At 73.6% G+C, this 26,360-nt stretch carries 26 protein-coding genes, 1 pseudogene and 2 riboswitches; of the genes and pseudogenes, 16 read left to right on the top strand and 11 right to left on the bottom strand.

The window, feature by feature from the left end; translation table 11 throughout:
* Window position 1: 1 nt before the first annotated feature.
* The 5 genes and pseudogenes from ACYVP9_RS12155 to ACYVP9_RS12135 all read right to left on the bottom strand — a co-directional run.
* A complete protein-coding gene (locus ACYVP9_RS12155) occupies window positions 2-478 on the bottom strand; it encodes a (2Fe-2S)-binding protein (protein ID WP_460605131.1) in 477 nt (158 codons plus the stop codon).
* Between the two features lie 11 nt (window positions 479-489).
* On the bottom strand, window positions 490-2,889 hold the full coding sequence (locus ACYVP9_RS12150) for a molybdopterin cofactor-binding domain-containing protein (protein ID WP_460605130.1): 2,400 nt from the start codon (window positions 2,887-2,889) through the stop codon (window positions 490-492).
* 331 nt (window positions 2,890-3,220) lie between these two features.
* Window positions 3,221-4,204 (bottom strand): Rossmann-fold NAD(P)-binding domain-containing protein, encoded by a 984-nt coding sequence (locus ACYVP9_RS12145; protein WP_460605129.1) that lies wholly within the window; start codon window positions 4,202-4,204, stop codon window positions 3,221-3,223.
* Entirely contained in the window at window positions 4,201-4,632 is a 432-nt protein-coding gene (locus ACYVP9_RS12140) for a MerR family transcriptional regulator (protein WP_460605128.1), read from the bottom strand. Before ACYVP9_RS12140 ends, ACYVP9_RS12145 begins: the two co-directional genes overlap by 4 nt.
* Window positions 4,633-4,690: 58 nt before the next feature.
* A pseudogene (locus ACYVP9_RS12135) lies at window positions 4,691-5,104 on the bottom strand (SDR family NAD(P)-dependent oxidoreductase); the annotation flags it as partial.
* An 87-nt stretch (window positions 5,105-5,191) separates the two neighbouring features.
* Between ACYVP9_RS12135 and ACYVP9_RS12130 the strand changes: the two are divergent.
* Both ACYVP9_RS12130 and ACYVP9_RS12125 read left to right on the top strand, forming a co-directional pair.
* Complete coding sequence (locus ACYVP9_RS12130; protein ID WP_460605127.1) at window positions 5,192-5,446, top strand: type II toxin-antitoxin system Phd/YefM family antitoxin; 255 nt, start codon at window positions 5,192-5,194, stop codon at window positions 5,444-5,446.
* Complete coding sequence (locus ACYVP9_RS12125) at window positions 5,443-5,871, top strand: type II toxin-antitoxin system VapC family toxin (protein ID WP_460605126.1); 429 nt, start codon at window positions 5,443-5,445, stop codon at window positions 5,869-5,871. Before ACYVP9_RS12130 ends, ACYVP9_RS12125 begins: the two co-directional genes overlap by 4 nt.
* Before the next feature lies 1 nt (window position 5,872).
* Here ACYVP9_RS12125 and cobN read toward each other — a convergent pair whose 3' ends face one another.
* Window positions 5,873-9,412 (bottom strand): cobaltochelatase subunit CobN, encoded by a 3,540-nt coding sequence (cobN, locus tag ACYVP9_RS12120; RefSeq protein WP_460605521.1) that lies wholly within the window; start codon window positions 9,410-9,412, stop codon window positions 5,873-5,875.
* Between the two features lie 61 nt (window positions 9,413-9,473).
* Window positions 9,474-9,543: riboswitch (cobalamin riboswitch) on the bottom strand.
* A 71-nt stretch (window positions 9,544-9,614) separates the two neighbouring features.
* On the opposite strand from cobN, the gene ACYVP9_RS12115 reads away from it, so the two are divergent.
* The 3 genes from ACYVP9_RS12115 to cobJ are packed head-to-tail and all read left to right on the top strand — an operon-like array spanning window position 9,615 to window position 12,746.
* A complete protein-coding gene (locus ACYVP9_RS12115; protein ID WP_460605125.1) occupies window positions 9,615-10,607 on the top strand; it encodes a precorrin-3B synthase in 993 nt (330 codons plus the stop codon).
* Window positions 10,600-11,232 (top strand): precorrin-8X methylmutase, encoded by a 633-nt coding sequence (locus ACYVP9_RS12110; protein WP_460605124.1) that lies wholly within the window; start codon window positions 10,600-10,602, stop codon window positions 11,230-11,232. The genes ACYVP9_RS12115 and ACYVP9_RS12110 overlap by 8 nt, the downstream gene beginning before the upstream one ends.
* A complete protein-coding gene (cobJ, locus tag ACYVP9_RS12105; RefSeq protein WP_460605123.1) occupies window positions 11,232-12,746 on the top strand; it encodes a precorrin-3B C(17)-methyltransferase in 1,515 nt (504 codons plus the stop codon). The genes ACYVP9_RS12110 and cobJ overlap by 1 nt, the downstream gene beginning before the upstream one ends.
* Here the strand turns inward: cobJ and ACYVP9_RS12100 are convergent.
* Window positions 12,715-13,458, bottom strand: coding sequence for a cobalt-precorrin-6A reductase (locus tag ACYVP9_RS12100; RefSeq protein ID WP_460605122.1), 744 nt, complete (start codon window positions 13,456-13,458; stop codon window positions 12,715-12,717). The two genes, cobJ and ACYVP9_RS12100, sit on opposite strands and share 32 nt — an antisense overlap.
* A gap of 18 nt (window positions 13,459-13,476) precedes the next feature.
* Here ACYVP9_RS12100 and cobF point away from each other — a divergent pair, with 18 nt between their 5' ends.
* Genes cobF through ACYVP9_RS12085 form a run of 3 tightly spaced genes read left to right on the top strand, consistent with a single transcriptional unit; the run spans window position 13,477 to window position 14,857 of the window.
* A complete protein-coding gene (gene cobF, locus ACYVP9_RS12095; RefSeq protein ID WP_460605121.1) occupies window positions 13,477-14,241 on the top strand; it encodes a precorrin 6A synthase in 765 nt (254 codons plus the stop codon).
* Between the two features lie 47 nt (window positions 14,242-14,288).
* Entirely contained in the window at window positions 14,289-14,495 is a 207-nt protein-coding gene (locus tag ACYVP9_RS12090; protein WP_460605120.1) for a type II toxin-antitoxin system VapB family antitoxin, read from the top strand.
* Window positions 14,492-14,857: a type II toxin-antitoxin system VapC family toxin gene (locus tag ACYVP9_RS12085; RefSeq protein WP_460605119.1), complete on the top strand. Its 366-nt coding sequence runs from the start codon at window positions 14,492-14,494 to the stop codon at window positions 14,855-14,857. The genes ACYVP9_RS12090 and ACYVP9_RS12085 overlap by 4 nt, the downstream gene beginning before the upstream one ends.
* Here the strand turns inward: ACYVP9_RS12085 and cobM are convergent.
* Window positions 14,842-15,597, bottom strand: coding sequence for a cobalt-precorrin-4/precorrin-4 C(11)-methyltransferase (gene cobM, locus ACYVP9_RS12080; protein WP_460605118.1), 756 nt, complete (start codon window positions 15,595-15,597; stop codon window positions 14,842-14,844). The genes ACYVP9_RS12085 and cobM overlap by 16 nt on opposite strands.
* Window positions 15,594-16,799 carry a precorrin-6y C5,15-methyltransferase (decarboxylating) subunit CbiE gene (gene cbiE, locus ACYVP9_RS12075; protein WP_460605117.1) on the bottom strand — a complete coding sequence of 402 codons (1,206 nt, stop codon included), beginning with the start codon at window positions 16,797-16,799 and terminating at the stop codon, window positions 15,594-15,596. Before cbiE ends, cobM begins: the two co-directional genes overlap by 4 nt.
* 75 nt (window positions 16,800-16,874) lie before the next feature.
* A riboswitch (adenosylcobalamin (AdoCbl) riboswitch) is annotated at window positions 16,875-16,960 on the top strand.
* A gap of 47 nt (window positions 16,961-17,007) precedes the next feature.
* Between cbiE and ACYVP9_RS12070 the strand changes: the two genes are divergently transcribed.
* Both ACYVP9_RS12070 and ACYVP9_RS12065 read left to right on the top strand, forming a co-directional pair.
* Complete coding sequence (locus ACYVP9_RS12070; protein ID WP_460605116.1) at window positions 17,008-17,220, top strand: CbtB domain-containing protein; 213 nt, start codon at window positions 17,008-17,010, stop codon at window positions 17,218-17,220.
* Window positions 17,221-17,237: 17 nt separating this feature from the next.
* Complete coding sequence (locus ACYVP9_RS12065; protein WP_460605115.1) at window positions 17,238-18,104, top strand: CbtA family protein; 867 nt, start codon at window positions 17,238-17,240, stop codon at window positions 18,102-18,104.
* A gap of 8 nt (window positions 18,105-18,112) precedes the next feature.
* On the opposite strand, the gene ACYVP9_RS12060 is transcribed toward ACYVP9_RS12065, so the two are convergent.
* The gene (locus tag ACYVP9_RS12060) at window positions 18,113-18,865 is read right to left on the bottom strand and encodes a (2Fe-2S)-binding protein (RefSeq protein ID WP_460605114.1); all 753 of its coding nucleotides are present in this window, start codon (window positions 18,863-18,865) and stop codon (window positions 18,113-18,115) included.
* Between the two features lie 65 nt (window positions 18,866-18,930).
* On the opposite strand from ACYVP9_RS12060, the gene ACYVP9_RS12055 reads away from it, so the two are divergent.
* The 6 genes from ACYVP9_RS12055 to cobS are packed head-to-tail and all read left to right on the top strand — an operon-like array spanning window position 18,931 to window position 25,807.
* A complete protein-coding gene (locus tag ACYVP9_RS12055) occupies window positions 18,931-20,832 on the top strand; it encodes a VWA domain-containing protein (protein ID WP_460605520.1) in 1,902 nt (633 codons plus the stop codon).
* Window positions 20,832-21,443 (top strand): cob(I)yrinic acid a,c-diamide adenosyltransferase, encoded by a 612-nt coding sequence (gene cobO, locus ACYVP9_RS12050; protein WP_460605113.1) that lies wholly within the window; start codon window positions 20,832-20,834, stop codon window positions 21,441-21,443. Before ACYVP9_RS12055 ends, cobO begins: the two co-directional genes overlap by 1 nt.
* On the top strand, window positions 21,437-22,816 hold the full coding sequence (locus tag ACYVP9_RS12045) for a cobyrinate/hydrogenobyrinate a,c-diamide synthase (RefSeq protein WP_460605112.1): 1,380 nt from the start codon (window positions 21,437-21,439) through the stop codon (window positions 22,814-22,816). The genes cobO and ACYVP9_RS12045 overlap by 7 nt, the downstream gene beginning before the upstream one ends.
* Window positions 22,813-23,832, top strand: coding sequence for an Rv2231c family pyridoxal phosphate-dependent protein CobC (cobC, locus tag ACYVP9_RS12040; RefSeq protein WP_460605111.1), 1,020 nt, complete (start codon window positions 22,813-22,815; stop codon window positions 23,830-23,832). The genes ACYVP9_RS12045 and cobC overlap by 4 nt, the downstream gene beginning before the upstream one ends.
* Complete coding sequence (gene cobA / locus ACYVP9_RS12035) at window positions 23,829-25,067, top strand: uroporphyrinogen-III C-methyltransferase (protein WP_460605109.1); 1,239 nt, start codon at window positions 23,829-23,831, stop codon at window positions 25,065-25,067. The genes cobC and cobA overlap by 4 nt, the downstream gene beginning before the upstream one ends.
* Window positions 25,064-25,807, top strand: coding sequence for an adenosylcobinamide-GDP ribazoletransferase (gene cobS / locus ACYVP9_RS12030; protein ID WP_460605108.1), 744 nt, complete (start codon window positions 25,064-25,066; stop codon window positions 25,805-25,807). Before cobA ends, cobS begins: the two co-directional genes overlap by 4 nt.
* Here cobS and ACYVP9_RS12025 read toward each other — a convergent pair.
* Window positions 25,779-26,357 carry a histidine phosphatase family protein gene (locus ACYVP9_RS12025; RefSeq protein ID WP_460605107.1) on the bottom strand — a complete coding sequence of 193 codons (579 nt, stop codon included), beginning with the start codon at window positions 26,355-26,357 and terminating at the stop codon, window positions 25,779-25,781. The two genes, cobS and ACYVP9_RS12025, sit on opposite strands and share 29 nt — an antisense overlap.
* Window positions 26,358-26,360: the final 3 nt, after the last annotated feature.

The raw sequence follows: 26,360 nt of genomic DNA, 5'->3' as shown, positions 1-26,360 counted from the left end.
GTCACATGCGTGCGGCGCCGGCCTGCACCGCCTCGCGGACGCGGTGATAGGTGCCGCACCGGCAGACGTTGCGGATCTCGTCGAGGTCGGCCTCGGTGATCGACCGTCCCGACTTCTTCACCTCGGTGACCAGGGCGACGGCCTTCATGATCTGGCCGGGCTGGCAGTAGCCGCACTGGGCTACGTCGGTGTCGAGCCACGCCTCCTGCATCGGGTGCAGGTCTTTGCCGACGGTGGCGGGCAGGCCCTCGATGGTCGTGATCTCGTCGTCCGCCTCGATGTCCTTGACCTGCACCGAGCATGGGTTGAACGCCTTGCCGTTGACGTGCGAGGTGCAGGCCTTGCAGACGTTCAGTCCGCAGCCGTACTTCGGGCCGGTGACGCCGAGCACGTCGCGAAGCACCCACAGCAGCCGCACGTCGTCCTCGACGTTCACGGTGACGCGTTCGCCGTTGAGCACGAAGGTGTGTGAAGGCATGTCGTCTCCTGTCAGCGGCTGATGTCGGTGGTGAGCCCGTCCGTCGGGCTCTGCGGGGTGGACGGGACGGTCGGGATCGTCCGGAAGTGCGACGGCGCGTCCGCGTGGTTGATCGGGAACGTGGTCGGCATCGTGCCGACGGCACGCCCGTAGGCGCACGCCGTCGCCGCCATCGACGCAGCGACACCGAATTCACCGGCACCGCCGGGCTCGTCTCCGGTCGGCGGCATGATGATCACGTCGATCTGCGGCGGGACGTTCCACTGGCGCGTGTAGTAGTAGTTGTCCCACGAGCCCTCGAGGAAGTAGCCGTCCTTCAGGTGCAGGCTCGAGGTCAGCGTCTGCGCGATGCCGTCCATGATCCCGCCCTGCATCTGCGCCTCGAGCCCCTTCGGGTTCAGCGGCAGGCCGACGTCGACCGCGAACACGACCTTGGTGACGCGGGGACCGGTGTAGGCCTCCTCGATCTTGCGTCCGGTCTGCGAGGTGCGGGTGTCGATCTCGACGAGGCAGGCGCACCAGCCCTTGTACTCGTTGTGCACCGCGATGCCCTGCGCCGTGCCGGCGGGCATCGCGCGTCCCCAGTTGCCGACCTGCGCGACCTTGTCGAGCACCGCCTGGCCGCGCGGGTGCTTCACGAACTCGCGGCGGAACTTGTAGGGGTCCTTGCCCGCGAGCTTCGCCAGCTGGTCGGTGATCAGCTCCTGCGCGGTGCGCGCGTCGGGCGAGTAGATGTTGCGCATGCTGCCGGTGTTGAAGCCGGCGTCGACCTCGTTCAGCAGCTGGGTCGTGACGCCGTAGTCGTACGACACCGTCTGGGTGAGCAGGAAGATGCTCTGCGCGATCGAGTAGTTGCCGGCGAAGGGCAGCCGGGACGCGAGCGCCGAGAGCATCTCGCCCAGGCCGTGGCCGAAGTCGGTCGAGACGCTGGTGTGCCGCTGCTCGTACGTCAGGACGTTGCCGGCCAGCCACGTGGCCCGCACCCGCGAGGTCGCGGCCGGGTGCACCCGTCCCTGGCGGAAGTCGTCCGTGCGGCTCCACATCAGCTTGACCGGCTTGCCGAACGCCTTCGACGCCTCCACGGCCTCCAGCGCGGCGTCGCTGAACAGGTGGCGTCCGAACGAGCCGCCACCGGTGGTGACGTGCACCTTCACCTTGTCCAGCGGCAAGCCGTACTTCTTCGCCACGTCGTCCTGGAACACCAGCGGCACCTTCAGGCAGCTCCACACCTCGATGCCGTCGGGCGTGTAGCTCGCGATCGCGGCGCCGGTCTCCAACGGCGAGTTGCTGCGGAAGTTGAAGCGGAACTTGGCCTCGACCGTCTTCGTCAGCAGCGGCACCTGCGGCACCACGAGCGGCAGCTCGGCGGCGTCGAGCTCGCGCATGACGTCGGCGTCGGACTTCGTGCCGGCGGTGCCCGCCGTCCAGGACGCCTTGACCGCGCGGATCGCGTCGATGCACTGGCCGTAGGTCTTGGCGCGGATCGCCCAGCCGGTCGAGATCTTCGCGACGTCGGTGACGCCGGGCATGGCCTTCACCTGCGCGAGGTTGGACATCGCGACCGGCTTGCCGTTCAGTGTCGGCGGCCGCGCGACCATCGTCGGCAGCGCGCCGGGCACCTCGAGGTCGAGCGTGAACTTCTTCTTGCCGGTCACGGCCGCGAGCGCGTCCACCCGGTTGTGCGGACGTCCCAGCACGGTGAACTGTCCGGGAGTCTTCAACGTGCCGCGCAGCACCGCGGTCTTCGTTGCCGCGGCCGCCGTGGCCAGCGACCCGTACGAGGCCTTGCGGCTGTTGGGGCCCAGCACGAACCCGTTGCCGGTGCGCAGCGTCGAGGCGTCGACCTTCCACTGCGCCGCGGCGGCCTGGACGAGCCGTTCGCGCGCCAGCGACGCCGCCGTGCGGATGGCCTGGTACGTCGACGTGGTCGTGTTCGAACCGCCGGTCAGCTGGTTGAACAGCAGCTCGGGCCGCGCGTCCGCCAGGGTGACCCGCACGTGCTCGATCGGGATGTCCAGGTCCTCGGCGATGATCATGGACGTCGACGTCGTGATGCCCTGGCCGACCTCGGCGCGCGGGATCGCGAAGTGGGCGAGGCCGGCGGTGTCGACGGTGATGGTGATCAGGTTGGACGTCGGCAGGGCCGCGAGGTCCTGCAGGTCACCGAGGTCGAACGCGTCAGCGGGCTCGGGCACCGCGGGGATCGCGGCCGACGCCTTCTCGGCGCCGACCGTGCCGGCGAGCAGCGAGGTGCCGACCATCAGCGTGGGCGCCGCGATGGCCCAGCTCAGGACGCTGCGGCGCGCAGGCCCGGTCACCTCGGCGGGCGCCTCGGGCCGATGGGGCGCCGGGCGCGGGTAGGGCCGGGGACGGTCGTCGTCGTGGCCGGAGCGGGCGCGTGTGGACGTCATGCGATGGGGTCCTCTCGCCGGGGCCGGGTTCAGAACCGAAGCCGCTGAACCGCGTGGTTCATCACGCAACCAACCACCGCATTGCCCGCAATACAACTTGAACACGGGCGAAACGGACCTGCGACATCGCCGGGTTGCGGCGTCACCTCGATGTCGCGCGAATGCGCTGTCGGCCTGGCATACCGGGAGGTATGGAGCACGGATCAGGGAAGCAGTTGATCCGCAGCTGCGGGCGCAATGCGAGCCCCGACCCGAATCTGCGAATATTCCGAAGTGACACGAGGTGTCGTCGTGTCCAACCCGACGGCCGGGCCCGGACCTGGCCGATCGGTCAGGCGCCCGGCCCGGGGGGCAGCAGGCCGAGCTCGAGCAGGCTCCGTCCGGTGTCGACGATCGTCTCGACGGACGGACGGGGCTGCCAGCCCAGTTCTGTCCGGGCGCGGTCGTTGTGGATCACCGGCGCGGGACGGTCCTCCCCCGGCGCCTCCTCGACCGGCACGCGGGACGCGACGTCGCCGAGGTGCTCGCGCAGCACGGCAGCGAACGCCAGGAAGTTGGTCGCCGGGTCATTGCTGACGGCGAGGAACCGCTTGCCGGCCGCCGCGGGCGAGGCCATCGCACGCCGGTGCAGGTCGGCGACGTCGCGGACGTCGGCGATGCCGAAGCGGGCGCGCGGAGCGACGGCCATCGTGCCGTCGAGCATCGCCTTCACCAGCTGCATCGACGACCCGAGCCGCGTGGTCAGCGTCGGCCCGAACACGCCCGTCGGGTTGACGACCACCAGCTCGGTGTCGCCGCCGTCGGTGGCCATGACGTCCCACGCCGCGCGCTCGGCGATCGCCTTCGAGCGCGGGTAGGGCGGCAGGCCGGGGGTGTCGGGATCGGTCCAGTCGTCCTCGGTGAACTCCGGCGGGGTCTTGGGCGAGTAGCCGACCGCAGCGAACGACGACGTGAGCACGACCCGGCGCGCGCCCGCGGCGACGGCGGCCCGCAGCACACGCAGCGTGCCGTCGCGGGCCGGCCCGATCAGTTCGTCCGGGTCGGACGGTTGCGCCGCCGGAATGGGGGACGCGACGTGGTGCACGTCGGTCACGCCGGAGAGCGCGTCGGCCCACCCGTCGTCGGACGAGAGATCGGCGCGGACGACGTGCAGCCCGGCGTCGTCGGCGCCGCCGCGACGGACCGCGGCGCGGATCTCGTCCGCACCGGACAGCGAGCGGACGGTCGTGCGCACCTCGTGACCCTCGCGCAACAGGTCCGCGATCAGGTGGGTGGCGACGTAGCCGCTGCCGCCGGTGACGAGCGTCGGCGTCATCGGGCCAACCCGGCCATCGTGAGCAGCACCTGCTCGGTGGCCTCGGCCTCGGCGGCGGCGTCACCGCGATCGCGGGCGTCCCACATCGCGGCCTTCGCGCGCAGGTAGGCGAGCCGCCGGCGTTGTGCGGCGATCTCGGCCTCGATGCGCTCGGCGTGACGCAGCAGCAGGTCGCGCTGCGCGCCCGCCGCCTCGCGACCGCGTGCCCGGTTGGCCTGATAGGCGCGCATGTCGGCGATGCCGACCCCGGTGGCGCGCAGGCAGGCCAGCGATTCGAGGTCCTGCACGTCGTCGTCGCCGAAGCGGCGGTGACCCGACTGCTCGTCGCGCTCGATCGGCCCGATGAGGCCGACCTGCTCGTAGTACCGCACCGTGGGCTCGGGCAGGCCGCTGCGGCGCGACACCTCCTGGATGGTGAATGCGGTCATGAATCGAGCGTGGCAGACCTCAAGCGCTTGAAGTCAACGCCGACGGCCGGGTCCGTGGTCACGCGGCGTCCGGCTGCAACGCGGGCCCGAGCAGCAGGCCGCCGTCGACCACGTACTCGGAGCCGGTCACGAACGACGCGTCGGACGACGCGAGGAACAGCACCAGCCGGGTGACGTCCTCGGGCTCGCCGAGCCGCGGAACCGCGAACGGCTCGGGTGAGTAGAAGTCGGCGATCGCCGCGGTGGCACCGGCGGCCGGCTCGGTGATGAACGGGGTCGCGATGACGCCGGGGTGGACGGTGTTCACGCGGATGCCGTCACGCCCGAGCTCGAGGGCGGCGGTGCGGGTGAGGCCGCGCAGCGCCCACTTGCTCGTGACGTAGGGCGCGTAGTGGGCGGTGCCGCCGAGGCCCATGACCGAGGCGATGGTGACGACCGCTCCCCCGCCCGCGCGGCGCAGCGCTCCTCGCGCGCACGGCGATGACGTGGACCCGGCCGCGTCGATCCGTCTCGTGTGGCCACAACAGCTATGCTGATTGTGCCCACACAGGAGGAGTCCATGAGCATCGGTGTGCGTGAGCTGCGCGACGGTCTGAGCAAGCACCTCGCCGAGGTGCGCGCGGGCCACACCCTCACCGTGACGGACCACGGTGTCCCGGTGGCACGCATCGTCCCGATCGGGGTGCCCACCGCCCTCGAGCGTTTGATCGCCGAAGGCCGGATCGAGAGTGCGCCTCAGCGCAAACGGCCCGCCGGGCGGCGGATCCGAGCGTCCGGGACCGTGAGCGACCTGGTCGCCGAGCAAAGACGGTGATCGTCTACCTCGACACATCGGCTCTCATCCCGCTGCTGATCGAGGAACCGGCGTCGGAGACGTGTGAGCGGCTGTGGGACGACGCGGACGATGTCGTGACCGTGCGTATCGCCTATGTCGAGGCCGCCGCAGCACTGGCCCAGGCTCATCGGCTCGAGCGGTTGACGGCGGCGCAGCATCGCGACGCACTACGCGTGCTCGACGACGCCTGGAGCCAGGTGCAGATCATCGACGTCGACGACGCCCTGATTCGCCGGGCGGCGACGTTTGCCGCCAGTCACGTACTGCGCGGCTACGACGCGACACACGGCGCCGGCGCGGAGGCGGTGATGGACGACGAGACCGTCGCGGCGAGCGGCGACAAGCAACTGCTGACCGCCTGGCGCGGGATCGGCCTGAACGTCGTCGACGTCAACGGCCGCTGAGTCAGCGGTCCTCGAGGTCGCCTTCGGTGTCGAGGTAGGCCTGGCGCAGCGCGTCGAGGGTGTCGGGGTCGGGTGAGTCCCAGAGCTTGCGGTCGGCGGCCTCGAGCAGGCGCTCGGTGATGCCGTGCAGCGCCCAGGGGTTCGACTTCTCGAAGAACGCCCGCGTCTCGGGGTCGCGCACGTAGCTGTCGGCGAGCTTCTCGTACATCCAGTCCTCGACGACGCCGGCGGTGGCGTCGTAGCCGAACAGGTAGTCGACGGTCGCGGCGAGCTCGAACGCGCCCTTGTAGCCGTGGCGCTTCATCGCGTCGATCCAGCGCGGGTTCGTGACGCGGGCCCGGAAGACCCGGGCGGTCTCCTCCGACAGCGTCCGGGTGCGGATCGAGTCGGGACGGGTCGAGTCGCCGATGTACGCCTTCGGCGAGCGCCCGGTCAGCGCACGAACGGTCGCGATCATGCCGCCGTGGTACTGGAAGTAGTCGTCCGAGTCGGCGATGTCGTGCTCGAGCGTGTCGGTGTTGTGCGCGGCCACGGCGATGCGGCGGTAGGCGGTCTCCATGTCGCCGCGGGCCTCGCGGCCGTCGAGACCCCGTCCGTACGCGTAGCCGCCCCACGCCGCGTACACCTCGGCGAGGTCGTTGTCGTCGCGCCAGTTGCGCGCGTCGATGAGCGGCAGCAACCCGGCGCCGTAGGCACCCGGCTTCGACCCGAAGATGCGGGTGGTGGCGCGGCGCTCGTCCCCGTGGTCGGCCAGGTCTTTGCGCATGTGCGCGCGAACGAAGTTCTGCTCGTCCGGCTCGTCGAGACCGGCGACCAGACGGACGGCGTCGTCGAGCATCGCGACGACGTGCGGGAACGCGTCGCGGAAGAACCCCGAGATGCGGACGGTCACGTCGATGCGCGGCCGGGCGAGCTCGTCGAGCGGGATCGCCTCGAGGTCCGACACCCGGCGCGACGCCTCGTCCCACACCGGGCGGACGCCGAGCAGCGCGAAGATCTCGCCGATGTCGTCGCCGGACGTCCGCATGGCCGACGTGCCCCACACAGACAACCCGACCGACGCGGGATACGAACCGGTGTCGGCGAGGTGCCGTTCGAGCAGCGAGTTGGCCATCGCCTGCCCGGTGTCCCAGGCCAGGCGGGACGGCACGGCGCGTGGGTCGACGGTGTAGAAGTTCCGTCCGGTCGGCAGCACATTGACCAGCCCGCGCAACGGCGAGCCGGACGGACCGGCGGGCACGTACCCGCCGTCGAGCGCGTGCAGCGTGTGGGTCATCTCGTCCGCCGTGCCGGCCAGCCGCGGCACCACCTCGGTGGCCGCGAAGCGCAGCACCTCGGCGACGGCGCCGTCCGCGACGGTGTCGACGTGCGCGGCGTCCCAGCCGGCGTCCTCCATCGCCTGCACCAGCGCACGCGCCTCGGCCTCGTGCGCGTCGGCGTCGACACCGGCGCCCTCGACGAGTCCGAGCGCCTCACGCAGGCCGGGCAGCGACCGCGCGCCGGACCACATCTGCCGCGCCCGCAGGATCGCGAGCACCAGGTTGACCCGCGCCTCTCCGGTCGGGGCGAGGCCGAGCACGTGCAGGCCGTCGCGGATCTGCGCGTCCTTGATCTCGCACAGCCAGCCGTCGACGTGCAGCAGGAAGTCGTCGAACTCGGCGTCGTGCGGCCGGTCGTCGAGTCCCAGGTCGTGGTCGAGCTTGGCGGCCTGGATGAGCGTCCAGATCTGCGCCCGGATCGCCGGCAGCTTCGCCGGGTCCATCGCCGCGATGTTGGCGTGCTCGTCGAGCAGCTGCTCCAGACGCGCGATGTCGCCGTAGCTCTCGGCCCGTGCCATGGGCGGCACGAGGTGGTCGACGACGGTGGCGTGCACGCGGCGCTTGGCCTGCGCGCCCTCTCCCGGGTCGTTGACGAGGAACGGGTAGACGAGCGGCAGGTCACCGATGGCGGCGTCGGTGGCGCACGCCGCCGACAGTCCCGCGTTCTTGCCGGGCAGCCACTCGAGGTTGCCGTGCTTGCCGACGTGCACGACCGCGTGCGCGCCGAACTCGTCGCGCACCCAGCGGTACGCGGCGAGGTAGTGGTGCGACGGCGGCAGGTCGGGGTCGTGGTAGATCGCGACCGGGTTGGCGCCGAAACCGCGCGGCGGCTGCACCATCACCACGACGTTGCCGCTGCGCAGCGCAGCCAGCACGATGTCGCCGCGGTCGGTGTAGAGCTCGCCGGGCGCCGCGCCCCAGTGCTGGGTGACGGCCTCGCGCAGCGACGGGTCGAGCGTCCCGAACCAGGCGGCGTAGGCGTTGCCGTCGATGCGGACGGGGTTGCCGGCGAGCTGCTCCTCGGTGAGCCACTGCTCGTCCTGGCCGCCGGCGGCGATGAGCGCGTGCATCAGCGCGTCGCCCTCGAGCGGCAGCTCGTCGCCGATGTCGTAGCCGGCCGCGCGCAGCTCGCGCAGCAGCGACACCGTCGAGGCGGGGGTGTCGAGGCCGACCGCGTTGCCGATGCGGGCGTGCTTGGTCGGGTACGCCGACAGCATCAGCACGATGCGCTTCTCGGCGTTCGGCACATGGCGCAACCGGCCGTGCTTCACCGCGATGCCCGCCACGCGGGACGCCCGCTCGGCGTCGGCGACGTAGCGGGTGAGCCCGTCCGTCCCGATCTCCTTGAACGAGAACGGGACGGTGATGATGCGTCCGTCGAACTCGGGGATCGCGATCTGGTTCGCCGAGTCGAGCGGCGTCAGCCCCTCGTCCGACTCGCTCCACTCCTCGCGCGACGAGGTCAGGCACAGGCCCTGCAGCAGCGGCACGTCGAGCTCGGCGAGCGCGCCGACGTCCCAGTCCTCGTCCGCCCCGCCGGCCTGTGCCGCGGCGGGGGTCGTGCCGCCGGCCGCGAGCACGGTGACGACCACGGCGTCCGCCGGGCGCAGCGCGTCGATCAGCGCGGGGTCGGCGGTCCGCAGCGAGGAGCAGAAGAGCGGCAGCGGACGTCCGCCCTGCTGCTCGATCGCGTCGCACAGCGAGTGCACGAACGCGGTGTTGCCCGACAGCTCGTGGGCCCGGTAGTAGAGGACGGCGACGGTCGGGCCGTCCACCTCGGACGCGGCGCGCGTCAGGTGGCCCCACGACGGCATCGGCGCGGGCGGGTCGAAGCCCTCGCCCGTCATGAGCAGCGTGTCGGACAGGAACGCGTGCAGGTTGCGCAGGTTCGCCGGGCCGCCCTCGGCCAGGTAGCGGTGCGCCTCGGCCGCGACGCCGACGGGCACGGTCGACAGCGCCATCAGCTCGGCGTTCGGCTGGGTCTCGCCGCCGAGCACGATCATGGGCTTGCCGGTGGCGCGGATGCGCTCGAAGCCGGTGCAGAGGTCCTCGGGCGAGCCGAGCAGCCGCACCACGATCAGGTCGGCCGACTCGATCGTCTCGGCGAAGTTCGTGTGGTCGGGTCCGCCGTTCGGACGGGCGGGATTGGCCAGCCAGTAATCGGCGCCGCTCGCCCTCGCGGACAGCAGGTCGGTGTCGGACGTCGACAGCAGCACGATCACGGCGGTACTCCTCACGGCCGGAGTTTCCGCGCCCCGGCATGGTGGCGATGGCGCACCGGAACAGTCTCTGGCTCGCCGGCCGGGGCCGGCTGACAGTGGCGGGACCGCGCTGGACTCTCACCAGCTTCCTGCGACCCGATGCGTGCGCAGCCTCTCACAACGACCCCGCACGTGGCCGGTGCGGGTGGTTACCATCGCCGCCGTGCCGACCGACGACCGCTGCCCGGGCGTGCTGCGCACCCTCGACGCGGCCGACGGGCGCCTCGCCCGGGTGCGCCTGCCCGGCGGCCTGCTCGACGCCACGCAGCTGCGCGGGCTCGCCGACGTCACCGACGAGTTCGGCGACGGCCGGCTCGAGCTGACCTCGCGCGGCAACGTCCAGGTGCGGGGGTTGCGGGCGTCCGCAACGTCCGCGTTCGAGGCCGCGGTCGCCGCCGCCGGGCTGCTGCCCACGCCGTCGCGCGACCAGGTGCGCAACGTGCTCGCCTCCGCGCTCGCGGGCATCGACACGCCGCTGTCGCTGGTGCCGTTCGTCCGGGCCCTGGACGTCGCCCTGCGGACGGAACCGGGTCTCGACGAGCTCAGCGGACGGTTCCTGTTCGGCCTCGACGACGGCCGCGGCGACGTCGCGGGGTTGCGACCCGATGTCCTGACCGTGGTCTCGTCGGCGGACGTCCCCGAAGACGTCGCTGCGGCGATGATCGACTCGGCGCGGGCGTTCCTGGCGTCGTCGGACGGTGCCTGGCGCCGTCCGGTCGCCGAGCGGACGTGGTCGCTGCCCCCGACCGGCGCCCCGCCTCTCGGGCCGGTCGGCGCGGGTCTCGTGGTGTCGCCGCCGCTCGGGCGGGTGACGTCCGAACAGGCGCGGTGGCTGGCCGGGCACGCCGACGAGGTGCGGGTGACACCGTGGCGCTCGCTGGTGCTGCCGGTCGCGCCGTCCGCCGACCCGTCCGCGGCGGGGTTCGTCACCGAGCCGGACTCGCCGTGGCGGCTGGTGTCGGCGTGCGCCGGACGGCCGCGCTGCGCCAAGGCGCTGGCCGACGTGCAGGCTGACGCCGAGCGGCACCTCGGCACCCATCCCGGCGCCCGGCTGCACTGGGCCGGCTGCGAGCGCTGCTGCGGCCGCACCGCAGACGTCGACGTCACCCTGATCGCCACCGCCACCGGCTACCGGACGGAACCCGCCCATGCTTGAGACCAGCTACGACTACGTCGCCGACGGCGCCGAGATCTACCGTCGCTCGTTCGCGACCATCCGCGCGGAGACCGACCTCACGGGCCTGCCCGACGACGTCGCGCGCGTGGTCGTCCGCATGATCCACTCGTGCGGGATGGTCGATCTCGTCGGCGATGTGGGCTACTCGCCCGACGCGGTGAGCGCAGCCCGCAAGGCCCTGCTCGACGGTGCGCCGATTCTCTGCGACGCCAAGATGGTGGCGTCCGGCATCACCCGCTCGCGACTGCCCGCGAACAACGACGTGGTGTGCGAGTTGGACCATCCAACCGTGCCGGCGCTCGCGAAACAGTTGGCGACCACCCGGTCGGCCGCCGCGCTCGACCTGTGGCTGCCCCGGCTCGAGGGGTCCGTCGTCGCGATCGGCAACGCACCCACCGCCCTGTTCCGACTGCTCGAGATGGTGGCCGCCGGGGCACCCCGTCCGGCCGTCGTCATCGGCATCCCGGTCGGGTTCATCGGTGCCGCCGAGTCGAAGGCCGCCCTTGCCGACTCGGGGCTCGAGCACCTGGTCGTGCACGGGCGTCGCGGCGGCAGCGCCATGACGGTCGCGGCCGTGAATGCGATCGCGAGCGAGGAGGAGTGATGGCCGACCCCACACCCGGAACCCTGTACGGCGTCGGGCTCGGACCCGGCGACCCCGACCTCGTCACCGTCAAGGCCGCCCGCCTCATCGGGTCGGCGGACGTCGTCGCCTACCACTCGGCGCGCCACGGCCGCTCGATCGCCCGCGGCATCGCCGCGCCGTACCTGCGCGAGGGGTGCACCGAGGAGCAGCTCGTCTACCCCGTCACCACCGAGACGATCGACCACCCCGGCGGGTACGAGGGCGCCATCGCCGACTTCTACGAGCAGGCCGCCGAGCGGCTCGCCGAGCACCTGCGCGCGGGCCGCGACGTGGTGCTGCTGGCCGAGGGCGACCCGCTGTTCTTCAGCTCGTACATGCACATGCACAAGCGCATCGCCCCGCACTTCCGCTGCGAGATCGTCCCCGGCATCACGTCGATCTCCGCCGCGGCCGCCGCCCTGGGACAACCGCTGGTCGAGGGCGACGACGTGCTCACGGTGCTGCCCGGCACGCTGCCGTCCGAGGTGCTCGCCGAACGCCTCGCCCACACCGACGCCGCCGCGATCATGAAGGTCAGCCGCTCGTTCGACGGCATCCAGACCGCGCTCAAGCAGGCCGGCCGCAGCGAGGACGCGTTCTACGTCGAGCGGGCCTCGCACCCGACGCAGCGCACCGAGCGTGCCGGCGACGTCGACCCGTCGACGGTGCCCTACATGTCGCTGGTGATCGTCCCCGGGCACGAGGCGGCGCAGTCGGCGCGCGAGCCCGTCGCCCCCGAGCAGACCCAGGGACGCGTCGACGTCGTCGGCCTCGGCCCGGCCGGGCGCGACTGGATGACGCCGCAGGCCGCGGCCGTACTCGCCGCCGCCGACGACATCGTCGGCTACTCGACCTACGTCGACCGCGTTCCGGTCAACGCGCGGCAGCGACGGCACGCCAGCGACAACAAGGTCGAGGGCGAGCGGGCCGACTTCGCGCTCGACCTCGCCCGCCGCGGACGCCGCGTGGCCGTCGTGTCGTCCGGCGACCCGGGCGTGTTCGCGATGGCGAGCGCGGTGCTCGAGGCCGCCAGCGCGCCGGGCGTGTCCGTCCCGGTGTCGATCGTCCCGGGACTCACCGCCGCGCAGGCCGTCGCCAGCCGGGCCGGCGCCCCGCTGGGCCACGACTACGCGGTCATCTCGCTGTCGGACCGGTTGAAGCCGTGGGACGTCGTCGCCGACCGCCTCGACGCCGCCGCCCGCGCCGACCTCGCGATCGCGATCTACAACCCGGCGTCGCAGACCCGCCGGCAGCAACTGGCGGACGCCCGCGACGTGCTGCTGCGCCACCGCTCCCCCGAGACGCCCGTCGTCGTCGGACGGGCCGTGGGCGACGACGCCGAGTCGATCGCGATCACGACGCTGGGCGAGCTGGACCTCGACAGCGTCGACATGCGCTGCCTGCTCATCGTCGGCTCGTCGCAGACGCGGACGTTCGAGGTCGACGGGCAGCGGCAGGTCTTCACCCCGCGGCGGTACCCGGCAGCGCACTGAGCGCCGCGTCGACCGACGCGACCACCTCGACCCCGTCGGGCGGCGGCGGCCGGTCGACGACGACCACGGGCACGCCGAGCTCGCGGGCGGCGTCGAGCTTGGCGACGGTCAGCGCGCCGCCGCTGTCCTTCGTGACGAGCAGGCGGACGCCGTGCGCCCGCATCAGCGCGCGCTCGCCGTCGAGGTCGTACGGGCCGCGGTCGAGCAGCAGCGTCGTGCGCGGCGGCATCGCGACGTCGGGCGGGTCGACGGTGCGCACCACGTAGTCGTGGTCAGCGTCCGCGGCGAAGGCGGCGAGGTCGCGCCGTCCGGTGGTGAGGAAGACCGTCCCCGGGCCGCTGTCGCGGGCGACGGCAGCGGCGTCGACGACGGTCGGCACGCGTCGCCAGTCGTCCCCCGGACGCTCGGTCCAGCCCGGCCGGCGCAGCACGACCAGCGGCGTGCCGGTGGCCGCACAGGCGCGCGCGGCGTTGGCCGTGATGGTGGCGGCGAACGGGTGCGTGGCGTCGACGACGGCGTCGGGACTGTTCTCGCGCAGGTAGGTCGCGAGACCGTCCGCACCGCCGAAACCGCCGATGCGGACCTCGCCCACCGGCAGTGCGGGGTTGGTCACCCGCCCGGCCAGCGAGCTGGTCACGGGCACGCCGTCCGCGACGAGACGCGCGGCGAGGGCACGCGCCTCGCCCGTCCCCCCGAGCACCAGGATCCGCACGTCCGTGACACTAGGGCCGTGCGCGAACTGCTCGTGATCGGCATCGGACCGGGTCACCCCGACCAGATCACCGTCGAGGCCGTCAACGCCCTCAACCGGGTCGACGTGTTCTTCGTCGTCGACAAGGGGAAGGCGAAGAGCGGGCTGCTCGACGTGCGCGACGAGATCCTGCGCCGCCACGTCACCGACCCGGACGGGTACCGGGTCGTCGAGATCGAGGAGCCGTACCGCGACCGCAGGCCGGCGGACTACGAAGCAGCTGTCGCGGCGTGGCACGCCGCCCGCGCGGAGCGGTTCGCGGCCGCGATGACGTCCGAACTGGCGGACGACGGCGTCGGCGCGTTCCTGGTCTGGGGCGACCCCGCGCTGTACGACAGCACGCTGCGGGTCATCGACGACATGCACGCGGCGGGTCACGAGTTCACGCACTCGGTGATCGCGGGCGTGACGAGCGTGCACGCGCTCGCCGCCGCACACCGCATCCCGCTCAACCGCATCGGCGAGCCGATCCACATCACCCCGGCGCGGCGCATCGCCGACGGCCTGCCGGACGGGCTCGACAGCGCGGTGGTGATGCTCGACGCCGGCTTCACCGCCGCCGGGCTCGATCCCGACCTCGAGGTGTTCTGGGGTGCCTACCTCAGCACGCCCGACCAGGTGATCGTCGCGGGCCGGCTCGGCGACGTCGCGCCCGAGATCGAGCGACTTCGCGCAGAACTGCGCGAACGGCACGGCTGGATCATGGACACCTACCTGCTGCGGCGGTCGCGCTCCGCCGAGTGAATCATCGAGCGCATCATCAGTGCGTATTTTGATGTACCATTGGCTCCATGAGGACCACGGTCACGCTGGACGACGATCTGCTCGCACGGGCGCGAGAGATCACCGGGACGCAGGAGAACAGCGCCCTCATCAATGAGGCGCTGCGCTCGGTGGTTGCCGCCGATGCCGCACGGCGGCTCATCGCGCTCGGTGGCACCATGCCCGACCTCGTCGTACCGGACGACGAGCGGGATGACCCGACCGCGTCGCCGTGATCCTGGTCGACACGTCCGTCTGGATCGATCACTTCCACGCCAGCGAAAAGCATCTGGTGGCACTGCTGACTGCCGGCGCCGTGCGAATGCATCCAGCGGTGATCGGCGAGTTGGCGGTCGGCAACCTGAGCGACCGGTCGACGACGCTGCGAGATCTCGGATTGCTGCCGGCGATTCGCGGAGCCAGTGACTCCGAGGTACTCGCGATGATCGAGGCGCACATGCTGTTCGGGCGCGGCATCGGGTGGGTCGACATGCATCTGCTCGCCGCGGCGCTGGCGGCGGGAACGCGCATCTGGGTTCGCGACAAGCGGACGCTCGCCGCTGCAACCGAACTCGGCGTTGCCTACGAGCCGCGCTGACCCGTCTCTCGTTCCCGCTCCGCCGAGTAGAGGTGGCTGTCGGCGCCGTCGGTGCCGAGGGCGTGGCCGACGAGCACGACGGCGGTGCGCTTGACGCCGGCCTCGTGCACCAGGGACGCGATGGTGTCGAGGGTGCCGCGCAGCACGAGCTCGTCGTCGCGGCTGGCCCGCGCGACGACGGCGACCGGAGTCGAGGGGCCGTACACCGGCACCAGCTGCGCGACGATCTCGTCGATCGCCTGCACGGCCAGGTGCAGCACGAGCGTGGTGCCGGGCGTGGCGTGGGTGGTGACGTCCTCGCCCGCGGGCATCGGCGTCGCCCGCTGCGCCCAACGGGTGAGCACCACGCTCTGCGCGACCGTGGGCACGGTGAGCTCGCGGGCGAGGGTGGCGGCGGCGGCGGCGAACGCGGGCACGCCGGGCGTCACGTCGTAGGCGACGCCCGCGGCGTCGAGGCGGCGCAGCTGCTCGGCCACCGCGCTGAACACCGACGGGTCGCCCGAGCACAGCCGCACCACGTCGTCGCCGCGCGCGTCCGCCTCGACCAGCTCGCGGACGATCTCGTCGAGCGTGAGGTCGGCGGTGTCGACGAGGCGGGTGCCGGGCGCGCAGTGCGACAGCACCTCGTCGGGCACCAGCGATCCGGCGTACACGCAGGTGCCGCACGACGCGAGCAGCCGCTGCGCGCGCAGCGTGATGAGGTCGGCCGCGCCGGGACCGGCGCCGACGAAGTGGATCATGGCTTGGTCCAGCTCCACTGGGTGACGGGCATGGCGGGACGCCAGCCGGTGAAGCCGCCGACCGGCGAGGCCCGTTCGACGTGCAGGCGGGTCAGCGTGCCGCCGTGGTCTCGGTACGCGGCGGCGAGAAGGGTCTCGGTCTCGACGGTGACCCCGTTGGCGACGAGCCGGCCACCGGGGCGCAACCGGGCGATGCAGGTCGCGAGCACGTCGGGTGCACTGACCCCACCGCCGACGAAGACCGCGTCCGGGGTGGCGAGCGCTGCGAGCGCGTCGGGAGCCTTGCCCGCGACGACGTCGAGCGCGGGGACGCCGAGCCGCTCGGCGTTGCGGACGATGCGCTCGCGCCGCTCGGCTCGCGGCTCGACGCCGCTCGCACGGCAGGACGGGTGGCTGCGCAGCCACTCGATGCCGACGCTGCCGGAGCCCGCGCCGACGTCCCAGAGGTAGGCGCCGGGCAGCGGGCGCAGCGCCGCGAGAGTCACCGCGCGCACCTCCTGCTTGGTCAGCTGCCCGTCGTGCTCGAACGCCTCGTCGGGCAGCACGGCCGTGCGCGACCACGCCTCCCGTCCGGCGTCGGGACGGCACTCGACCGCGACGACCGCGAGTGGGTCGTGCGCATCGGTCACCGGCCCGACCGTCTCGTCCGGACCACCGAGTCGAGTGAGGACGGTGACCTCGCTGGCGCCGTACCCGGCGTCGTCGAGCAGGGCCCGCACGTCGCGTCCGCCGTGGGCGTCGGGGGTCAGCACCAGCACGCGACGTCCGGGTGCGAGTTCCGCACGCAGGGTGGCGAGCGGGCGTCCGACCGCGCTCACGACGGCGACGTCGGGCAGCGACCAGCCGAGGCGGGCCGCGGCGAGCGACACCGACGACGGCACCGGCAGCACGTGCACGCGCTGCGCACCCAGCAGCCGCACGAGGGTCGCGCCGATGCCGAAGAACATCGGGTCGCCACTGGCGAGCACGACCACGCGGCGTCCGGCGTGCCGCGCGAGCAGGTCGTCCAGCCCGGGGTGCAGCGGCGACGGCAACATCTCGGCCTCGCCGGCGACGAGGTCGCGAACGAGCGCGACCTGGCGCTCGCTGCCGACGACCACGTCGGCCGAGGTCAACGCCTCACGCGCCGACGCCCCGAGTTCGTCCGCGCCGGACGCGCCCACCCCGACCACGGTCACGACGTCGGTGGCGGTGGGCGGCACCGCACGAGTGTGCCGCACCGCATCGCGACCCCTCATTGCCCACCCGACGTGGGTGCCCCTAGGGTGAGCGACGCACTGCAGCGCTGGAATCCGGTGAGAGTCCGGAACGGTCGCGCCACTGTGAGCCCGGGTCACCGGGTGAGTCAGGTCAGGCGCTGCAGCCGCTGCCCGTCGATTGGGGACGCAAGATCCCCTGAGGAGGCTCCTCATGAGCACCGTGACCCCGTCCGCGCCCGCGACCCCCGTCGTCGTCTCGCTGCCGCGCGCGATCCTGCAGCTCGCCGCCGTCGCGCTGTTCGGCCTGGTCGTCTACTACTTCGTCGGCCTCGACCAGAGCATGACCTCGGTCTTCGGCAACAACACCGCGGTGCACGAGTTCGTGCACGACGCGCGGCACTTCCTCGGCTTCCCCTGCCACTGACCAGCAGCGGACAGCACATGGAATCCCGCATCGTCGCGCGGGGCATGATCGCCGGCCTGGTCGGCGGCGTTCTCGCCTTCGTCTTCGCGCGCATCTTCGCCGAACCCAAGATCCAGTCGGCCATCGACTACGAGTCGGGCCGCCACGAGGCTCAGGAGCGGCTCGACGCCGCCGCCGGCCTGGCCGGCGGTCACGAGCACGAGCACGAGCTGTTCAGCCGCGCCGTCCAGGGCAACCTCGGCCTCGGCGTCGGCATCGTCGCCTTCGGGTTCGCGATGGGCGCGTTCTTCGCCGTCGTGTACTCGATCTGCCTCGGCCGGGTCGGCCGGCTGCAGCCGCGCCCGCTCGCGCTGCTCGTCGCCGCCGGCGGCTTCCTCGGCTTCTTCCTCGTCCCGTTCCTCAAGTACCCGGCGAACCCGCCGGCCGTCGGGCACGAGGAGACCGTGCAGCAGCGCGGGGCGCTCTTCCTGGTGATGACGGCGTGCTCGGTGGTTTTCCTCGTCGGGGCCGTCGTGCTCGGACGCCGTCTGCACCGCCGCTACAGCGGCTGGACGTCGGCGCTGCTCGCCGGCGCCGCGTTCGTCGTCGCCATCGGCGTCGTGATGATGCTGCTGCCCTCGACCGGCGAGCTGGCCGCCAATCGTGCGGCCGGGTACGGCGACGTGGGCAGCGAGACGCCCCTGCCGCTGCGTGCGCCCGACGGCACGATCGCGTTCCCCGGGTTCGACGCCGACCTGCTCTTCTCGTTCCGGCTCTACTCGGTGGGTGCGCAGCTCGTGCTGTGGACCGCGATCGGCCTGGTCTTCGCGCCGCTGGCCGAGCGCCTGCTGGGCCGCGCCCCGGGCCGGGTCGTCGAGCGACAGGCCGATCCCGTCCTCTCGTGACGCTGTCGTCAGCCGGTGGCGCGCCAGAGGTCGTGGCGCGCCACCTCCGGCACCAGCACGCAGTCGCCACACCGACCGGCCGCGGGCACGCGGTAGAACAGGCAGCAGTTGTGGCGCACGAAGTGACGCCGTCCGTCGAACGGCTCGTACCGTCCGGTGCGGGCCAGCGGCGCACGGTCCAGCAGCGCGGCCACGACGTCGACCGGGTCGAGCACGGTCCGGGCGCCGGAGAGCATGCCGGCCGCACCGTTCAGGGCGGACGAGACGTTGCCCCACAGCGTCCGCGGCGAGAGCCGGAACCGGTCGCGGTAGGCCGAGACGACCGGACGGACGACGGGTTCGAGCACGAGCCCGGCGATCGCGTCCGCGGCCTCGTCGGCCGTCGCGACCCGCACCCCGGTGACGTCGGCGATCGCGAGCGGCACGGGTCCGCCCGGCACGGCCTGCCAGCCGATCGCGTCGACGGTCAGGCGCGGCACGACGCCGCCGAGCGTGGCGGTCGCCAGCGCCGGCGAGACGAGCCGGCTCGTGAACCCCAGTGCGTTGATCGACGCGCAGGCACGCAGCTCGACGTCGCCGCCCGTGCGCGCGACGAGGAAGTCGCGGGCCACGCCGACCCGCTCGAGCAGCACGCCGGCGTCCGTGATCAGCTCGTGCAGCGGGCGCCAGTCGGCGTCCGAAGACGCGACGGCGAAGTAGCCACCGGCGGCCGAGGCCGCGTCGAGCGCCGCACGCGTGGTTGCGCGATCGGCCGGGAGCATGGGCACAGGGTGCCAGTAGTGGAGACAGGGTCGTGACGCAGTTCCCCTTCAGCGCCGTGGTGGCGATGGACGACATGCGGCTCGCGCTGCTGCTCAACGCCGTCTCCCCCGCCATCGGCGGAGTGCTCGTGCGCGGCGAGAAGGGCACCGCGAAGTCGACGGCGGTGCGCGCGCTCACCTCGGTGCTGCCGCCCGTCGAGGTCGTCGCCGGGTGCCGGTTCGGGTGCGACCCGTCCGCCCCCGACCCGACGTGCCCGGACGGTCCGCACGAGGGCGGGTCCGAGACGCGTCCGACCCGTCTCGTCGAACTGCCCGTCGGGTCGACCGAGGACCGGCTCACCGGCTCGCTCGACATCGAGTCGGCGCTGACCCGCGGTGTCACCGACTTCCGTCCCGGGTTGCTCGCCGCCGCGCACCGGGGCGTGCTGTACGTCGACGAGGTCAACCTGCTGCACGACCATCTCGTCGACCTGCTGCTCGACGCCGCCGCGCTCGGCACCAACTACGTCGAGCGCGACGGGGTGTCGGTGCGGCACGCGGCCCGGTTCCTGCTCGTCGGCACCATGAACCCCGAGGAGGGCGAGCTGCGCCCGCAGCTGCTCGACCGCTTCGGGCTCACCGTCGAGGTGGCCGCACCGCGCGAGTCGGCCGAGCGCGCCGAGGTGGTGCGCCGCCGGCTCGCGTTCGACGACGACCCCGAGACGTTCGCGGCCCGGTTCGCCGACGACGAGCGCGCGCTGGCGCAGCGCATCACCGACGCGCGCGAGGCGCTGGCCCGCATCGTGCTCGACGACGAGGCGCTGACCCGTATCGCCGACGTGTGCGCGGCCTTCGACGTCGACGGCCTGCGCGCCGACATCGTCATCGCCCGCACCGCCGTCGCGCACGCCGCGTGGAGCGGGCGCACGGCCGTCACCGTGGACGACATCCGGGTCGCGGCGCGGCTCGCGCTGCCGCACCGGCGCCGGCGCAACCCCTTCGACGCACCGGGTCTGGACGAGGACCAGCTCGACGACGCGCTGAGCGGACCGGACGACGACGAGCCACCGCCCGACGGGCCGGGCGGGGCGCCCGAGACCCCGTCCGACGAGCCGGCCGCACCCGGCGACGGTGCCGAACCGTCCGCACCTGCCGCCTCCGGCAACGGCGGCGGCAGCGAGCAGAAGGCGCCCGTCGGCGAGGCCTTCCGGGTGCGCCGGCTCGAGGCGCCCGGCGTCGGACGCGGCGCGGCGGGCCGCCGCTCGCGGGCCGAGACCGACACCGGACGGGTGCTGGGCGCCCGCCCCGCCGGCGCCGACGTGCGCCGCGTGCACCTGCCCGCGACGCTCGCCGCCGCCGCACCGCACCAGCTCGCCCGAGGGCGCACCGGTGCGGGGCTCGTGCTGCAGCGCACCGACCTGCGTGACAGCCGCACCGAGGGACGCGAGTCGAACCTGGTGCTGTTCGCGGTCGACGCCAGCGGGTCGATGGCGGCACGTCGGCGCATGACCGCGGTCAAGGGAGCGGTGCTCTCGCTGTTGCTCGACGCCTACCAGCGCCGCGACAAGGTGGGCATGGTCGCGTTCCGCGGCGCGGGCGCCGAGACGCTGCTGCCGCCGACCTCGTCCGTCGAGGCCGGCGCCGCCCGGCTGACGTCCATGGCGACGGGCGGACGGACGCCGCTCGAAGCGGGCCTGCTCGAGTCGCTGGCCGTGCTGCGGCGCGAGCGGCTGCGCGACCCCGAACGGCGCGCGCTGCTCGTGGTCGTGACCGACGGGCGGCACACGTCCGGCGGCGACCCCGCCCGCGCGGCGGCGCTGCTGCAACGCGAGGGCGTGACCTCGATCGTGGTCGACTGCGAGTCGGGTCCGGTGCGGCTCGGCCTCGCCGGTGCGCTCGCGACCGCCCTGCAGGCGACGCTGCTGCCGCTGGGCGAACTGGCCGCGGATCGGCTCGCCGCCGCCGTCCGGGAAGCGCGGGCCGCCTGATGCCACAGGGGGTTCCCGAGAGCGTCCCGGACGACGGGCTCACGACACGGCAGCGGCGCAACCGTCCGCTGCTGATCGTGCACACCGGCCCCATGAAGGGGAAGTCGACCGCCGCGTTCGGGCTCGCGCTGCGCGCCTGGAACCAGGGCTGGGACATCGGCGTCTACCAGTTCGTCAAGAGCGCGAAGTGGCGCGTCGGCGAGGAGGCCGCGTTCCGCGCGCTCGGCCGGCTGCACGACGAGACCGGCGAGGGCGGCGCGGTCGCGTGGCACAAGATGGGCGAGGGCTGGTCGTGGATCCAGCGCGGACCGTCCGAGGACCACGCCGCGAACGCGCGCGACGGGTGGGAGCAGATCAAGCGCGACCTCGCCGACGAACGGTTCGGCTGCTACGTGCTCGACGAGTTCACCTACCCGATGAAGTGGGGCTGGATCGACGTCGCCGACGTGGTGTCGGCGCTGCGCGAGCGTCCCGGGCGGCAGCACGTCGTCATCACCGGACGCGACGCCCACCCGGACCTGATCGAGGCCGCCGACCTGGTCGTCGAGATGACCAAGATCAAGCACCCGATGGACGCGGGACAGAAGGGCCAGCGGGGCATCGAATGGTGACCCTCCCCCGCGTCGTCGTGGCCGCCCCGGGCAGCGGCCAGGGCAAGACCTCGGTCGCCACCGGCCTGCTGGGCGCGCTGCGCGGCGCCGGGCTCGAGGTGTCGCCGCACAAGGTGGGTCCCGACTACATCGACCCCGGCTACCACGGGCTCGCCGCCGGGCGTCCCGGCCGCAACCTCGACCCGTTCCTGGTCGGCACCGGACGGATCCGGGAGCTGTTCGTGCACGGCGCGACGACCCCCCGGACGGCCGATGTCGCCGTCGTCGAAGGGGTCATGGGGCTGTTCGACGGGGCGTCGACGCCGCTCGAGGGGGTGCGCGACTTCGCGTCGACCGCGCACGTCGCGCGCCTGCTCGAGGCGCCGGTCGTGCTCGTCGTCGACGCGTCCGGCATGGCCCGCTCGGCGGCCGCGGTCGTGCACGGCTTCACCACCTTCGATCCCGCGCTGCGGCTCGGCGGAGTGATCTGCAATCGCGTGGGCTCCCCCGCCCACGAGGCGCTGCTGCGCGACGCGATGGTGCCGCTCGGCATCCCGGTGCTCGGCTGCGTGCCGCGGCGACCCTCGCTGTCGGTGCCGTCGCGCCACCTCGGACTGGTGCCCGCGGCCGAGCGCAGCGCCGCCGCGCTCGACGTGGTGGCCGAGCTGGCCGAGACCGTCCGCGGGCACGTCGACCTGGAAGCCGTCGTGCGCATCGCCCGCACGGCGCCGCCCCTGGACATCGACGCCGCCCCGGTCGAACTCCCCCGCCCCGACGTGCGGGTCGCGGTCGCCTCGGGCGCCGCGTTCACGTTCGGCTACGCCGAGCAGCCCGAGTTGCTGCGCGCCCGCGGCGCCGAGGTCGTCCCCTTCGACCCGCTGACCGACGAGGACCTCCCGTCCGACGTCGCGGGCATCGTCATCGGCGGCGGCTTCCCCGAGGAGCACGCGGCCGATCTCGCCGCCAACGCGCCGCTGCGCGCCCGTATCGCCTCGATGGCCCGTGCTGGCGTGCCGGTCGCCGCCGAATGCGCAGGACTGCTCTATCTCGGACGCACGCTGGACGACCACGAGATGTGCGGCGTGCTCGACGTCGACACCGCCATGACCGGACGGCTCACCCTCGGCTACCGCGAGGCGGTGGCGGCGTCCGGTTCGGTGCTCGCCGACGCGGGCACGCCGGTGCGCGGGCACGAGTTCCACCGCACCGCGGTCGTCCGCAGTGGCGAGACCGACGCCGCCTGGACCTGGACCACCCGCACCGCCGACGTCACCGAGGGCGTCGCGCGCCGCAACGTGCACGCCTCGTACCTGCACCTGAACTGGGCCGGGCGGCCCGAGATCGCCGACCGGTTCCTCGCCGCGTGCCGCCACCGGGTGCGGGTGACGGCGTGAGTCTCGTGCAGGACCTCGACCTGCGGCACCACGGCGACCGGGACGTCGTGCCCGGGCTCGTCGACCTCGCCGTCAATGTGCGGCACGGCGGGCCGCCGGCGTGGCTGGCCGACCTCCTGCGCGACGTCGACCTCGCGGCCTACCCCGACGCGACGGCCGCCACCGCGGCGGTCGCGGCCCGGCACGGCCGTCGTGTCGACGAGGTGCTGCTCACGGCCGGCGCGGCCGAGGCCTTCGTGCTGCTCGCCCGGGCGCTGCGGCCGCGGCACGCGGTGGTGGTGCACCCGCAGTTCACCGAACCCGAGCTCGCGCTGCGCGCCGCCGGGCACGAGGTCGACCGGGTCGTACTGGCCCCGCCGTTCACACTCGAGCCCGCGCTCGTGCCGGAATCCGCCGACCTCGTCGTGATCGGCAACCCGACGAACCCCACGTCGGTACTGCACCCGGCCGCGACGCTGCGGGCGCTCGTCCGCCCCGGACGGCTGCTGGTCGTCGACGAGGCGTTCGCCGACTGCGTGCCCGGCGAGCCCGACTCGCTGGCCGGCGGCGACCTCTGCGACCTCGGCGGCGTGGTCGTCGTCCGCAGCCTGACCAAGACGTGGGGGTTGGCCGGCCTGCGCACCGGCTACGTGCTCGGCACCCCGGACCTCGTCGACCGGTTGCGCGACGCCCAGCCGCACTGGGCGGTGAGCACGCCCGCCCTCGTCGCGGCCGAGGCGTGCTCGTCGGCCCGGGCCGTGGCCGAGGCGACCGCCTGGGCGACCGCGCTCGCGGGCGTGCGCGAGCGGTTCTGCGCACAGTTGCGCGAATTCGACCTGGTGACGCCCGCGCGGGCCTCGTTCGTGCTGATCCGCACCCCGTGGCCCGACGCCCGCCGGCGACTTCTCGACCGGGGCTTCGCCGTCCGCCGCGGTGACACGTTCCCCGGCCTCGGACCGGAATGGATCCGCGTCGCCGTCCGCGACGACGCGGTGTCGGACGCCTTCGCGGCCGCCCTGCGGGAGGTCGCGTCGTGACCGGGCACGTGACCCTCGTCGGCGGCGGCCCGGGCGCCGACGACCTCATCACCGTGCGGGGCCTCGACCGGCTGCTCGCGGCGGACGTCGTCATCTACGACCGGCTCGGCCCGACCTCGCTGCTCGACCGGCTCGGACCCGACGTCGAGCGCATCGACGCCGCCCGCGCGCCCGGCCGCCGCACGCTCACCTACGACGAGATCGCCGGTCTCATGGTCGAGCGCGCCCGGGCCGGCAAGCACGTCGTCCGCCTCAAGGGCGGCGACCCGTTCGTGTTCGCGCACGGTGCGCAGGAGGTCGCGTCGTGCACCGAGGCGGGCGTGCCCGTCGAGGTCGTGCCCGGCGTCACCAGCGCCACGGGCGCGGCCGTGCTCGCGGGCGTGCCGCTGACCTCGACCGTCGGCGCGGTCGGCTTCTCGGTGGTGTCGGGACATCTCGCTCCCGACGACCCCGCCAACCGGCTCGACTGGACCGCACTCGCCCGCTCCGGCACGACGATCGTCGTGCTGATGGGCATGCGGCACCTGACCGCGATGGTCGAACGGCTGCGGCGTGACGGCGTGCCCGGCGACGCGCCGTGCGCCTGCATCGCCGATGCGAGCCTGCCGACGCAGCGGCACGTCACCGCGACGCTCGACGGGTTCGCCGACGCCGTGGCGCGGGCGGGCCTGAGCAACCCGGCGGTGCTCGTCGTCGACGCCACCCACCGGCCCGCGACGTCCCGGCGGGTGCTCGTGCTCGGCGGTTCCCGCTCGGGCAAGTCGCGCTTCGCCGAGTCGCTCGCGGCCGCGTCCGACCGGGTCACCTACGTGGCCACGGCACCCGACCGTCCGGACGACGCCGAGTGGCAGCAGCGGGTCACGAAGCACCGCGAGCGGCGGCCGGACTCGTGGCGGACCGTCGAGACCGGCGAGCTCGCGGCCGTGCTTGCGGAGCCCGGCCTCGCGCTCGTCGACAGCGTCACCACCTGGCTGGCCCGCGCGATGGACGAGACCGGGGTCTGGGAGTCGGGCGACCGCACGGCACTCGACGCCCGCGTCGGCGCATTCGTCGACGCCTTCGCCGCGGCCCGCGACGTCGTCGCGGTCAGCGACGAGGTCGGGTCCGGGATCGTGCCGGCCACGCCGTCCGGACGGCTGTTCCGTGACGTGCTCGGCGAGCTGAACCAGCGGCTCGCGGCCGTGGCGGACGAGGTGCACCTGGTCACCGCCGGCATCGCGCGGCGGCTCGCGTGATCACCGCCCTCGGCATGTTCTCGATCGTCCCCGTGCCGGCCCGCACCTGGGCGGACGGCGACGGGCGGCGCGCGCTGCGGTGGTTGCCGGTCGTCGGGCTCGCGCTCGGCGCCGTCGCCGGGTTGCCGCTCACCGCCGTCGCCGCCGCGACGCCGCACGCGACCCTGCTCGGCGCGGTGCTCGCCGTCGCCGCGCTCGCCCTGCTCACCCGCGGCCTGCACCTCGACGGCCTCGCCGACACCGCGGACGGGCTCGGCAGCCGTGCCCCCGCCGCCCGGGCGCTCGAGATCATGCGGCAGTCGGACATCGGCCCGTTCGGCGTCGTGACCCTCGTGCTCGTGCTGCTCGCCGACGTGGCGTCCCTCGCGACGCTCGACGGGGTCTGGACCGGGTGCGCCGCGCTCGCCGTCGCGGCCGCCACCGGACGGGTCGCGGCGCTGCAGGCGACGTCCGCGCCGCCCGCCCGTCCGGACGGGTTCGGCGCCCTCGTGCGCGGTGCGGCGGCACCGCCGCTGCAGGCCGTCGCGGCCGGCGCCGTGCTCGTCGTCGGCGGTCTGCTCGCGGTCGCCGTCGACGCCGGCTGGTGGCGGTGGCCGCTCGCCCAGCTCGTCGCGCTGGTCGTCGCGTTCGCGCTGCGGTGGCACACCACACGGCGCTTCGGCGGCACGACCGGCGACGTCTACGGCGCGGTCATCGAGACCGCCACCGCGGTCACGCTGGCGGGGATGTGCCTGCGGTGACGACCTCGTACCGTCCCGGCTCGGGCAGCGCGAACACCGCGGCGCGGCCGATCGCGATCCACGGCCCCTGCGCGGGTTCGTGGCCGCACCAGGCGTTGAGCGCGGTACGCATCGCGTCACCGTGGCTGACGGCCACAGCCGTTCGCCCGGCGAGATCGGCGAGCGCGGCGCTCATGCGCCCGGCCACCTCGCGGGCCGACTCGCCGCCGCCCGGGCGCGCGTCGGGGTCGGACCAGTCGAGCCCCTCGACGGCCGCGTACGCGTCCGCCTTCGACAGCCCCTGCACCGAACCCATGTGCCACTCGCGCAGCCGCGGGTCGAGGGTGACCGGGGTTCCGACGACCTCCGCGGTCTCGCGAGCCCGACGCAGGTCGCTCGCGACGACGCCGTCGAGCGTGAGGCCGCGTTCGCGCAGAAACGCGCGAATGGCTTCACGAGCCGCGACCGCCTGCTCCCGTCCGGCGTCGGTGAGCGCGAAGTCGCCGAGCTGGCCCATGACGAGCCCGTCGCGGTTGCCCTCGGACTCACCGTGCCGCACGAGAAGGATCACGCC

The sequence above is a fragment of the Jatrophihabitans fulvus genome, from assembly GCF_054781375.1.
This window is presented reverse-complemented; position numbering and strand designations above follow the sequence as displayed.

Coding starts and splice junctions, on each gene's coding strand:
- cobJ (WP_460605123.1), top strand. CDS start 11,232: ATGGCCGACCCCACACCCGGAACCCTGTACGGCGTCGGGCTCGGACCC.
- ACYVP9_RS12140 (WP_460605128.1), bottom strand. CDS start 4,632: ATGACCGCATTCACCATCCAGGAGGTGTCGCGCCGCAGCGGCCTGCCC.
- ACYVP9_RS12130 (WP_460605127.1), top strand. CDS start 5,192: ATGAGCATCGGTGTGCGTGAGCTGCGCGACGGTCTGAGCAAGCACCTC.
- cobO (WP_460605113.1), top strand. CDS start 20,832: ATGCCACAGGGGGTTCCCGAGAGCGTCCCGGACGACGGGCTCACGACA.
- ACYVP9_RS12045 (WP_460605112.1), top strand. CDS start 21,437: ATGGTGACCCTCCCCCGCGTCGTCGTGGCCGCCCCGGGCAGCGGCCAG.
- ACYVP9_RS12055 (WP_460605520.1), top strand. CDS start 18,931: ATGGACGACATGCGGCTCGCGCTGCTGCTCAACGCCGTCTCCCCCGCC.
- ACYVP9_RS12110 (WP_460605124.1), top strand. CDS start 10,600: ATGCTTGAGACCAGCTACGACTACGTCGCCGACGGCGCCGAGATCTAC.
- ACYVP9_RS12090 (WP_460605120.1), top strand. CDS start 14,289: ATGAGGACCACGGTCACGCTGGACGACGATCTGCTCGCACGGGCGCGA.
- ACYVP9_RS12070 (WP_460605116.1), top strand. CDS start 17,008: ATGAGCACCGTGACCCCGTCCGCGCCCGCGACCCCCGTCGTCGTCTCG.
- ACYVP9_RS12060 (WP_460605114.1), bottom strand. CDS start 18,865: ATGCTCCCGGCCGATCGCGCAACCACGCGTGCGGCGCTCGACGCGGCC.
- ACYVP9_RS12150 (WP_460605130.1), bottom strand. CDS start 2,889: ATGACGTCCACACGCGCCCGCTCCGGCCACGACGACGACCGTCCCCGG.
- ACYVP9_RS12145 (WP_460605129.1), bottom strand. CDS start 4,204: ATGACGCCGACGCTCGTCACCGGCGGCAGCGGCTACGTCGCCACCCAC.
- ACYVP9_RS12065 (WP_460605115.1), top strand. CDS start 17,238: ATGGAATCCCGCATCGTCGCGCGGGGCATGATCGCCGGCCTGGTCGGC.
- cobM (WP_460605118.1), bottom strand. CDS start 15,597: ATGATCCACTTCGTCGGCGCCGGTCCCGGCGCGGCCGACCTCATCACG.
- ACYVP9_RS12155 (WP_460605131.1), bottom strand. CDS start 478: ATGCCTTCACACACCTTCGTGCTCAACGGCGAACGCGTCACCGTGAAC.